This window comes from Holophagaceae bacterium (assembly GCA_016720465.1).
GTDB lineage: Bacteria > Acidobacteriota > Holophagae > Holophagales > Holophagaceae > JANXPB01.
In genome coordinates this window covers 1,204,741-1,216,372 of the sequence record JADKKO010000004.1, presented here as the reverse complement: position 1 = coordinate 1,216,372, position 11,632 = coordinate 1,204,741, and the positions used below count along the sequence as shown (strand labels likewise).

Sequence of the window (11,632 nt, the reverse complement as noted above, 5' to 3'; positions counted from 1 at the left end):
TACCCTTCCCCGCAGCCCGAGGGGTTGAGTACGCTGCCCGAACCAAGCATTCTAGGTGCATGGCTCTCCGAATCGCGCTGGTTGACGATGAACCCGTGGCCCGCATGCGGCTGGGCCGGCTTCTGCGGGAAGCGGGCTGTGAGGTGCTTGCGGAATTTGAAGATGGGCGCCAACTGCTGGCCTGGCTGCGGGACGGCCACAAGCCCGATGCCCTCTTTCTCGACATCGCCCTGCCGGGACCTTCGGGCATGGAGTTGCTCGCGGAATTGCGCGATGGCCCGCCGGTGATCTTTGTGACCTCCAACGCGGAACACGCCGTGGCCGCTTTCGAGCACCGGGCCTCGGATTATCTGGTGAAGCCCGTCACCGCGGACCGCCTGGCCAACACCCTGGCCCGCCTGGAAGGCTTCGACGCCCGCAAGGCCGACACCCCTCAGCCTGCGGCCGCCGCAGGGTCCACGCGTTTTCCCGTGAAGGCTGGCGACGGCAAGCTGCTCCTGGAATTGAAGCGCGTGGCCTACTTCGAAGTGATCGACCAGGTGGTCTGGGCCTGGGCCGGAGGGAAGAAATTCCGCTGCGCCTGGACCAGCCTCAGCGATGTGGAATCCGTATTCCCCGGCGTGGCCTTCCTGCGCATCCAACGGAACATCATGCTGCGCCCCGAGGCCGTGCTCGGCCTGCGCACCCTCCCCACAGGGCGGAAAGCCGTGCTGTTGCCGGATGGCGTCGAACTGGAAGCCAGCCGTAACGCCGCGCACCACCTGAAGGAAAAACTGGGATTGTAGAAGGCTGTGAGCCATGCGTTCAAAGCTCATGGCTCAAGGCAGATTCTCCTTCGCCCATCCGCAGCGCCCGCTCGCCCAGGAGAACAGCCCTCCCGCAGGTGCCCTTGCCAGGCGGGCAGCCTTTACCCGGTGCCTTGACCAATCATGGTGATGGGACATTCGAGGATCCTCCTCCGGGGAAACAAGATGTCCTTCCTCCCCCCCGCCGCGGGAAATCCATGGGTGATTAACGGCCTCCAATCACCCGGGTGGATGGGAACGGGCCCCAGCGGGCGGGGAGGGAATCAAAGGCCCGTTCATCAAGTTGATCGGGCGGTTCGGACAGGTGTTCCCCCCGCCGGGGGGCCTGGGAGCCGCCCGGATGCCAGCCCGGGGCGACCTTTGCGTTGTGGACACGTCATCCATCCACCCGGGGCACGCCATGAATTCACCCGTCCGACTCCTCTTCTGCGCCATGATTCCGGTCCTTCTTGGATGCGGGGGCGGCTCCGCCGGAAGCACCGGGAACCCAACGCCACCCCCACCTCCCGTTGCCATTGCCGTGCAGGCGAGCCCCGAAGCTTTCGTGCTCCCCTCCGGCGGCCAGGCGAGTCTGCTTTCCTCGGTGGAAGGCAGCCCGAATCAGGCCGTGACCTGGTCCAGCACGGCAGGCCAGGTGACGCAGGCGGGCATGTTCACGGCACCCGCCGCCAAGGGCCCCCTGACCATCCAGGCCTCTAGCGTGGCGAATCCCGCTTCGACGGCCGAGATCCAGGTCCTGGTGGATGACGACGGGGCCGCCTCCGGCCAGGCCGGCCCGGCGACCTCGTCCTCGGGCATCTGGCCCAGCTCCATGACGCTCCAGACCGGTCAGTCGGCGATGCTGCTCGGGTTCGGCGGGGATCCCGCGGACCTGCGCTGGGCCCTCGACGAAGGTTCCATGGCCGGGAGCCTCACGCCTCAAGGCTCCCTCGCCGGATTCGCGCTCGCTAGATACCAGGCCCCGGCCGAGGCCGGCGTCTTCCACGCGTCCCTCACCAGCGCCCTGGATTCCACCCTGCACGCCCGCGCCAAGATCACCGTGCGCCGCCGAGGACAGGTCTCCGTGGCCGTGCTGCCCTCCAGCGCGACGCTGCAGGCGAACGGAAGCAGATCCTTCCATGCCCAGGTGACGGGCACGGCCAACCGCGCCGTGACCTGGAGCGCCACCGCAGGCAGCATCACGTCCTCGGGCGTGTATACCGCGCCCTCAGCACCGGGCGCCGCCACCGTGCGGGCCACGAGCGTCGCTGATTCCACCCGCTTCGGCGAAGCCGCCGTCACCATCACCGGGCAGCCGGCGCCTCCGGCCATCAGCAGCTTCATGGCGGTTCCGCCCACCATCACTGCGGGCCAGAGCAGCACCTTGAGCTGGACCGTCAACGGTGCCACCTCACTCAGCATCGATCACGGTGTGGGCGCCGTCACGGGCACCAGCAAGGTCGTGAATCCCGGCGCCACCACGACCTACACCCTCACCGCCACCAATGCCGCCGGCAGCGCCACCGCCACCGCCACGATCACGGTCAATCCCGCGCCGCAGCCGCCCACAATCTCCAGCTTCACCGCCACGCCACCGACCATCACCGCGGGCCAGAACAGCACTTTGGGATGGGCCGTCAGCGGAGCCACCTCCCTCAGCATCGACAACGGCGTGGGCGCGGTCACCGGCACCAGCAAGGTCGTGAGCCCCGGCGCCACCACGACCTACACCCTCACCGCCTCCAATGCCGCTGGCAGCGTCACCGCCACCGCCACGGTCACGGTCACTCCCGCGTCGCAGCCGCCGTCCATCTCCAGCTTCACAGCCGCGCCTTCGACCATCACCGCGGGCCAGAGCAGCACCCTCAGCTGGGCCGTCAGCGGAGCCACCTCGCTCAGCATCGACCACGGCATCGGCGCGGTCACGGGCACCAGCAAGGCCGTGAACCCAGGCTCCACCACGACCTACAAGCTCACCGCCACCAACGCCGCCGGAAGCGTCACCGCCACCACCACGGTCACGGTCAACCCCGCGCCGCAGCCGCCCACCATCTCCAACTTCGCCGCCACGCCACCAACCATCACCGCGGGCCAGAGCAGCACGCTCAGCTGGGCCGTCAGCGGGGCCACCTCGCTCAGCATCGACAACGGCGTCGGCGCGGTCACAGGCACCAGCAAGGTCGTGAGCCCCGGAGCCACCACGACCTACAAGCTCACCGCCACCAACGCCGCCGGGAGCAGCTCGGCCACCACGACAGTCACCGTGAACTCGGCGCCCCCGCCCCCGAGCGGATACCTATTGTTGACCGCCAGCCGGCTCGACCAGATCCGGGCCGACGCCGTGGCCAACAAAGTGGCCTGGACCAACCTCCACGCCAACGTGGAAGCCAGCCTATCCAGCACCGATCAGTACGACACGGGCGCCGAGAACATGGCCATGGCCTACCTGGTGAACGGAGATGTCCGCTACGCCGCGCGCGCCTACTGGTGGGCGCAGCAGGCCATGGCCGGAACCCTGCGGGCGGATAGCTACTACTACTTCCAGTCCATGGTCCGGCCGGTGGCCATGACGCTGAACTACTGCCAGCCGGCCCTGAGCGCCGCCCAGATCCAGACGCTGAAAAACTACCTTCATGCCAGCTGCGATGAGCTCTGGTACCACAACCAGGGCAGTGGCTGGGGCCTTGATGATCCCGCCAACAACTACCATCTCTCTTTCCTGGCCGGGACCGCCTTCGCAGGCACCGCGCTCAAGGCTTCCGGGGATGCCCGGGGCCAGGCCTGGCTGGATCTGGTCAATGACAAGCTCACCCGGCCCAATGGCGTCTTCGCCTACCTCGACCGGATTCCGGGGGGAGATTGGGAAGAGGGCGCCAACTACGGGGAAGGTTCCAAGGCCCATCTGTCCATCTGCCTCAGTGTGCTGGCAGGTTCTGGGACCAACCATTTCGGCCGCGCCTTCTTTGCGGGTTCGGTGCGCTACGCGGTGTACGCCACCCAGCCCGGATGGAATTTCCTCTACCCCGGCGGAGACTTGGCCCGGGAGTCCTCCATGGGCGTCTCGCCCTACACCCGCGCCTACCTCCAGCCCACGGTGTTCTGGTTGGCGGACGGCCCCGATCGCCGGCTGGGCCAGTGGTATCTCACCCACGCGGTGCCCACTTACTTGGACAGCTCCCGTTCATTCGGCTACCGGACTGGCCTGTGGTTGGATGTGGCCTTCCGCCTCGACCTCGCGGAAACGTCGCCGGATTCCGAGCCCTTGTCCTACCACGCCGTTGGCACGGAATGGCTGAACGCCCGGTCCGGATGGGATGCCGGCGCCACCTCCTTGAGCATCAGCGGCGCGCCCCGGATCCTGCAGAGCCACCAGCACCAGGATACGGGTCACTTCGTCATGTGGAAGCAGGATTGGCTGGCCGCGGACGCTAGCACCTACAGCCACAGCGGGCTGCTCTGGGAGCCCCAGGGCCAGAACCTCCTGAAGGTGCCCGGCGTGGTGATGCATTTCGACGAAAGCCCGACGCCAGGGCTTCGGCGCAAGGCCGACAAGGGTGCCTTCTTTTATGCCCAGGTGGATGCCACCAACCTCTATAAGCGGCTGGATTCCAACAACCAATATGAAACGCTGCTCAATGAACACACCCGTGAGTTCATCTACCTGCGCCCGGACACCCTGGTGGTCTTCGACCGGGTGGATGCGAAACCCGCCGGGGTCGGCTACCAGTGGCTGATGCATTTCCCCGAGGCGCCCACCGCGAGCGGCTCCCGCTACCTGCTCACCCGGAATGGCGCCGGCATCGCGCTTCAGACCTTGGTGGGAGGCAGCGCCGCCGTGGTCCCGGACACGGACCTGGAGGCCGGCACCACGTCCAGCCGCGTGGCGGTGAACGCCACCGGCGCGGCCTCGCGTTTCCTCCACATGGTCCAGGTGGCTTCGGTCAGCGCCCCCACATCGGCCGCCCAGCTCGTCAATGCAGGTTCCATGAGAGGCCTGCTCTGGAACGGCACCGTGGTGCTGTTCAGCGACCTGCCCCAAGGTACGGCCCCCAGCCTGCCGTTGACCTACACCCTGCCGGACACCGCGACCCACACGCACATCCTCGCCAATCTTTCGGGCAGCTTCGATGTGGACATCGTGCGGAGCGCCTCCGCAACGACCCTCACCCTCCGGGCGGGCAGCGCCCACACCGCCGACGGGACGGGCCTGCTCACCTTCACGGATGCGGGCGGGACTCAGCTGCCTTCCATCGCCAGTTTCACTGCCACACCCGCCACCATCACCGCGGGCCAGAGCAGCACCCTCAACTGGAGCGTCAGTGGGGCCGCGTCGCTCAGCATCGACCACGGCGTGGGCGCGGTCACGGGCGCCAGCCAAGTCGTGAGCCCCGGCGCCACTACCACCTACACGCTCACGGCCACCAATGCTGCGGGCAGCGTCACGGCCACGGCCACGGTCACCGTGAACCCCGCGCCGCAGCCGCCCACGATTTCCAGCTTCATCGCCACGCCCTCGGCCATTACTGCGGGAGACAGCAGCACCCTGAGCTGGACTGTCAGCGGGGCCACATCGCTGAGCATCGACAGCGGGGTCGGCACGGTCACGGGCGCCAGCAGGGTCGTGAGCCCCAGCGCCACCACGACCTACACGCTCACCGCCACCAACTCCGCAGGGAGTGCCACGGCCAGCGCCACCGTGACCGTGGCGCCACCGTCCGGATCGGGCTGCGGCACCCTCGACCTGGGCATCAATTCCAATCTCCACGGCTACCGCGCCTTCCCTGGAACCAGCGCCTGGAACCAGGATGTCTCAGCGCTGCCGGTGGATCCCAACAGCGCGGCGATCATCAATTTCATCGGCGCCGCCAGCGGCCTGAAGGCCGATTTCGGATCAGGCCTGTGGCAAGGTTCCAACATCGGCATCCCCTACGGCGTGGTGAGCGGAAGCCAGGCCAAGGTGGCCATCAATTACCAGGCCTACGGCGATGAGAGCGACCCGGGTCCCATGCCCGTGCCCAACCCCGCGCCCATCGAAGGAGACAATCCGACTGCCACCGGCGGCGACCGCCACGTGCTGTTGTTGGACCGCGACAATTGCATCCTCTACGAGCTTTACGGTTCCCAGCTCCAGGCCAATGGAAGCTGGAACGCGGACAGCGGAGCCATCTGGGACCTGAGAGCCAACACCGTGCGGCCTTACGGCTGGACCAGCGCAGATGCGGCTGGCCTGCCGGTCTTCCCCGGCCTGGCGCGCTATGACGAAGTCGCCGCGGGCGCCATCACCCATGCGCTGCGCTTCACGGTGCCCACGTCCCGCCGGGCCTACGTGGCGCCCGCCAGCCATTGGGCGTCCAGCAACACCAGCGCCTCGGCGCCGCCCATGGGGATGCGGGTGCGGTTGAAGGCCAGCGTAAACATCAACGGGTATCCAGCTCAATCAAGAGTGATCCTCCAGGCATTGAAGACCTACGGCATGATCCTGGCGGATAACGGCAGCACCTGGTTCATGAGCGGGGCGCCCAACGCAGGCTGGGACAACAATGATCTGCAATCCCTGAACGGCATCAAGGGCTCGGATCTGGAAGTCGTCCAGATGGGCACGATCCATACCGCCGATCCCACGGGGCCAGCGCCAACCATCACCTTCGGCGCCTCCCCTGCGACGATCTCATCGGGTCAAAGCAGCACACTGAGCTGGGCCGCCACCGACGCCAGCACCGTGATCCTCACGCCGGATACAGGCCCACCCATCGGCCTGGTGCGGGGCACCACCCTCGTGGTGAATCCCACCGTCACCACCATCTATACACTCACCGCCACCGGTCCCTTCGGCCGCGCCACGAAGACCGTGACCGTCACGGTCACGGTGCCCCAGCCGCCGGTCATCAGCGCCTTTTCCGCCTCGCCATCGACCATCCAATCCGGGCAGTCCAGCACGCTCGCCTGGACCGTGAGCGGCGCGGATAGCCTGACCATCGCGCCGGCCATCGGCTCGGTCACAGGCACTTACGTGAACGTGAGCCCCACCGCCACCACGACCTACACGCTGACCGCCGCCAACCCGGCCGGCAACACCACCGCAGTGGCGACCGTCACGGTCAGCAGCGGGGGCTTCATCACCCCTGACAATCCCGGCCCCGCGGACCTCCAGTTCGTGCTGCACTCGGGCCACAATGTCCGCCCCATATCGAAATGGATCTATGGCTTCAACGGCGGCGACTGGTCCACCATGCCCAATGGCACGACCCTGGGCCGCCTCGGCGGCAACCGGTGGACCGCCTACAACTGGGAGACCAATGCCAGCAACGCAGGCTCGGATTGGGGCCCCTACAGCAGCGACGGCTACCTCAGCTCCAGCTCGGTCCCTGGCGAAGCCGTGCGGCCTTCCGTGGCCAATGCGCAGGGGGCCAACGCGGCGATCATCGTCACGGTCCCCATCCAGGGTTGGGTGGCCGCGGACAAGAACGGCAATGTGGACGTGAATGCGCCGGTGAGTTCGAGGTTCTTCCCGAACCTGCCGAAAAAGCCCGCCGCCCTTGCCACCACCCCCGACACCACGGATGGAAAGGTCTACCAGGATGAATTTGTCCACTGGCTCGACACGAAATTCCCCACCGCCAAGACCGATCCCGACAAACCCATCTTCTACATGCTCGACAACGAGCCGGACCTGTGGAACAGCACGCACCTTGAAATCCAGCGCGCCGCCCTGCGCTACGACCAGTTCCTGCCCCTGAGCATCGCTTCCGCCGGGTCCGTGAAGGACCAGATCCCGCAGGCCCTCGTCTTCGGACCCGTGAGCTATGGCTGGAACGGTTTCGTGAATCTGCAGAACGCGCCGGACGCCGGGGCCCACGGCGACTTCCTGGACTACTACCTGTCCCAGATGCGGACCGCCGGCCAGAACCAGGGCCGGCGCCTGCTGGACGTCCTCGACCTGCACTGGTATTCCGAGGCCCAGGGCGGCGGCGTGCGCGTCGTCAACCAGGACAATTCAGCGGCCGTGGCCGCCGCGCGGGTCCAGGCGCCCCGCTCGCTCTGGGATGCGGCCTACACCGAAACCAGCTGGATCACGCAGTACTCCACCAATGGGCCGATCCAGCTCATCCCCCGCATGGCCGCCAAGATCACCGCCCAATATCCGGGCACCAAGCTCGCCTTCAGCGAGTACAACCACGGCGGGGAGAACCATATTTCCGGCGCCATCGCGGAAGCCGACTGCCTGGGCATCTTCGGGCGGGATGGCGTCTTCGCGGCCAATTTCTGGCCCATGCAGAGCACCCAGACCTTCCTCTACGGCGCCTTCCGGATTTTCAGGAATTATGACGGCGCCGGCGCCGCGTTCGGCGACACCAGTTTCGAAGCCACGGGGTCGGATATCGCCAAGGCTTCGGTCTATTCCAGCCTGGATGCGGGCCTCCCCAACCGCGTGGTGACGGTGCTGCTCAACAAGGACACGGCGGGACACAGCGCCGGCCTGGCCCTGACGCATACCCAGGCCTTCGGCACCGCGCAGGTCTACCAGATCACGGCCAATTCTCCGGTCCAGGGGAATTCCGTGGTGCCCAGCCACCTGAGCGACATTCCCATCACCAAGGTGAATGCCTTCACCCTGACCCTGCCGCCCATGAGCATCACGGTGGTGGTCTGGAAGTAGCCAGGCGCCCGCTCAGTTGTCCATTCCACCGCGGTCCGGTTCAATGGAGGAATGAACGAACTGCATCCTTCCCTCCAACACGGCCTCGACCTCCTGGAGAAGGGCGAGTACCTTGATGCGGCCCTGGCCTTCCGGATGGTCCTGGCCGATGCCCCCGAGGAGCCGAACGCCCTGCATCTCCTGGGCATCGCCATCGCCCAGGACGGCCGCCCGGCCGAGGCCGTCCCCTACTTCGACAGGGCCCTGGCGCTGATCCCCACGGCGACCTCCATCCATTTCAACCGGGCCCGCACGCTGGAGGCCACCGGACGCTTGATCGATGCTCTGCATGGGTACATCGACACGCTGATTTCCGATCCCACCCACCAGGAAAGCCGGCAGGCGCTTTGGCGCTTGAGCCTCTACCGCGATGCCCCGCCCCGCCCCTTGAGCTTCAGCCCGGCCATGCGGGAAGGCATCGCGCTCATCGGAAAAGGGCTTCCGGCCCAGGCCGTGAATGCCTTGCAGCGGGCCGTCGCGGAGGAGCCCGGCAATGCCGATGCCTGGGGAGCCATCGGCGACGCCTTCATCGGCTTCGGCGAAGCCGGGGAAGCCCGGAACGCCTATCAGAAGGCCTTGTCCTTCGAACCGAACTACCTGGCGCTGCAATCCAGCCTGCTGGGCACGCTCAGCTACGATGCGGGCCTCAGCGAGGACTCGATCCTGAAAGCGCACAGCGTCTGGGGAACCGCCATGCCGGGCCGATCCTCCGGAGCCCGGCAGGCCTGGCCCAACCTGCGCAAACCCGACCGCCGCCTGCGGGTCGGCTATGTGGGCGGCGATTTCCGCGCGCACGCGGTGGCGGCCTTTTTCGAGCCGGTTCTGGCGGCCCATGACCGGGAAGCCTTCGAACCCATCCTCTATGCGAACCAGGCCCAAATGGATGAGGTCTCCACCCGGTTCAAAGGTCTCGCGAAATGGGTGCCCATCGATGCGCTTTCAGACGCCGATGCGGCCGCCCGCATTGAACATGATGCGGTTGATGTGCTTGTGGACCTGGGCGGGCACACGCGCACGGCCCGTCTGGGCGTTTTCGGCCGCCGCCCCGCGCCTGTCCAGGTGGCCTGGCTGGGCTACCCCACCACCACCGGGCTGCCGGAGATGGACTACCGCATCACGGATGTTTGGAATGATCCCGAAGATGGGAAATCGCGCGGCACCGAAATTCCGTTCCGCCTGCCCAGGTCCTTCCACTGCTGGCGGCCGCCAGCGGAATCGCCCGAAGTGGGGCCGCTGCCTGCGGCCGCCAATGGCCACATCACCTTCGGCTGTTTCAACAACCTGGCGAAACTGACGCTTCCCGCGGTGGCCGCCTGGTCTTCGATCCTGCGGCAGATACCCGGCAGCCGGCTCATGCTCAAGTCCCAAAGCCTGGTGGATCCGGGCGTGGCTGAACATTGCCACGGCCGTTTCGCGGCCCATGGCATTGAAAAGGAACGCATCCAGTTGCTGCCCTTCATGCCTGACACCGCCGCCCACCTCGGGCACTACAACCAGATCGACATCGCGCTGGATCCCTTCCCCTATGCGGGCACCACCACGACTTGTGAAGCCCTGTGGATGGGCGTCCCGGTGCTGAGCGTGACCGGGGACCGCCATGCCAGCCGGGTCAGCGGAAGCCTGCTGAACGCTGTCGGATTGAGAGAATTCGCCACGGCGGATCCGGACGCCTGCATCGCCAAGGCCATCGCGCTGGCCTCGGACCTGGACGGCCTCGCTGCGCTCCGCGCAGGCCTGCGGGCACGGATGGCGGCTTCGCCGTTGCGGAATGAAGCCACCTTCACCCGCGACCTGGAAAGCGCCTTCAGAACCATGTGGACGGATTGGTGCCAGGGACGGGCCCCGAAAAAATAAATGGGTCCGAAGGCGGAGCCGTGGGGATGAAGCTCGGCAGCTCCTCTACACCGCGATCCTCGCCTTTGCCCCGGCGATCACCTGCTTGATGGTGGCCACCACCTGGTCCTGATCGGCTTCGGTGAGCCCCGGCCATAGCGGCAGGCTCAGGAGCCGCTCACCGCTCCATTCCGCGTGGGGCAGGCCGTCCTTGGGCATGGCGTGGGCATGCTCCGCGTAGTAGTCCCGGTAGAAGGAATGGACGTGGGCGGGGCGGTAGTGGATGCCGGTGCCGATGTTTTCTTCTTTCAGGGCCTGGACGAATCCATCCCGGCTGAGCCCCGCTTTTTCAGGCAGGATGCGGAGCACGAAGAGGTGGTGGCAGTGGCCATGGACCGCGTCGCCAGCCGTCGGCAGCCTCACCTCGTCCATGTCCCCCAGCAGTTCCAGGTAGCGATGGAAGAGCGTGGCCCGGCGGGTGTTGAAGCCATCCAATTGCGCCAATTGATGGAGCCCCAGGGCCGCTTGCAGATCCATGAAGTTGGCCTTGCGGGCGGGCTCCACCACGTCGATGTGGACGCTGCCCTCCTTGCTCTGGCGCTTCCACGCGTCCCGCTCGATGCCATGGAACCGCAGGCGCTGGATCCGCGGCAGGTAGGCCTCATCGAAGAAGGCGATGGCGCCGCCTTCGCCGGTGGTCATGTTCTTGTTCGGGTGGAAGCTGTAGACGCTCATCACCGAGCGGGGATCACCGCCGATCTTGGCGCCCCTGTAGGTCGCCCCCATGGCCTGCGCCGCGTCCTCCACCACCCAGAGGCCATGCTTTTCGGCGATGGTCCAGATTTCATCCATGCTGCAGGGCAGCCCCGTGAGGTGCACGGGGATGATGCCCTTGGTGCGGGGCGTGATGGCCGCCTCGAGCTTCGATGGATCCATGTTGAGCGTCACCGGATCGATATCCACCAGCACCGGAACGCCGCCTTGCAGCACCACGGTCGAAAGCGTGCTCACCCACGTCAGGGACGTGGTGATGACCTCGTCGCCCGGTTGCAGGCCGAGCACCTGCATCGTGATTTCCTGGGCGGTGGTGGCGCTGTTCATGACCCGGCAATAGGGGACGCCGTTGTAGCGTTCAAGTTCTTCTTCGAATTTCGCGCTTTTCGGCCCCGTGGTGATCCAGCCGCTGTGGATGGAATCGATCAGCTCGTCGATCTCGGCCTGTCCAATCATGGGCCGGGTGAAGGGCAGGAATGTCTCGCGGCGGGCATAGGGCATGGCGGGCTCCAGGCTCCAGGCTACCGGGCGCCGTTGGAGGCGC

General features: G+C 66.6%; 4 protein-coding genes. 3 read left to right on the top strand and 1 reads right to left on the bottom strand.

Going from position 1 to position 11,632, the window contains the following annotated elements; genetic code table 11:
- The first annotated feature begins 59 nt into the window (after positions 1-59).
- From IPQ13_12745 to IPQ13_12735, 3 genes are all read left to right on the top strand, one after another.
- A complete protein-coding gene (locus IPQ13_12745) occupies positions 60-785 on the top strand; it encodes a response regulator transcription factor (protein MBL0211758.1) in 726 nt (241 codons plus the stop codon).
- A 421-nt stretch (positions 786-1,206) separates the two neighbouring features.
- Positions 1,207-8,442 (top strand): heparinase II/III family protein, encoded by a 7,236-nt coding sequence (locus IPQ13_12740; GenBank protein ID MBL0211757.1) that lies wholly within the window; start codon positions 1,207-1,209, stop codon positions 8,440-8,442.
- Positions 8,443-8,493: 51 nt separating this feature from the next.
- Positions 8,494-10,335 carry a tetratricopeptide repeat protein gene (locus IPQ13_12735; GenBank protein ID MBL0211756.1) on the top strand — a complete coding sequence of 614 codons (1,842 nt, stop codon included), beginning with the start codon at positions 8,494-8,496 and terminating at the stop codon, positions 10,333-10,335.
- Positions 10,336-10,380: 45 nt separating this feature from the next.
- On the opposite strand, the gene IPQ13_12730 is transcribed toward IPQ13_12735, so the two are convergent.
- Entirely contained in the window at positions 10,381-11,589 is a 1,209-nt protein-coding gene (locus tag IPQ13_12730) for a DegT/DnrJ/EryC1/StrS aminotransferase family protein (protein MBL0211755.1), read from the bottom strand.
- Positions 11,590-11,632: the final 43 nt, after the last annotated feature.

Bases quoted from the DNA above. Each gene is read 5' to 3' on its own strand.
- IPQ13_12745 (MBL0211758.1), top strand. From the start codon at position 60: ATGGCTCTCCGAATCGCGCTGGTTGACGATGAACCCGTGGCCCGCATG.
- IPQ13_12740 (MBL0211757.1), top strand. From the start codon at position 1,207: ATGAATTCACCCGTCCGACTCCTCTTCTGCGCCATGATTCCGGTCCTT.
- IPQ13_12735 (MBL0211756.1), top strand. From the start codon at position 8,494: ATGAACGAACTGCATCCTTCCCTCCAACACGGCCTCGACCTCCTGGAG.
- IPQ13_12730 (MBL0211755.1), bottom strand. From the start codon at position 11,589: ATGCCCTATGCCCGCCGCGAGACATTCCTGCCCTTCACCCGGCCCATG.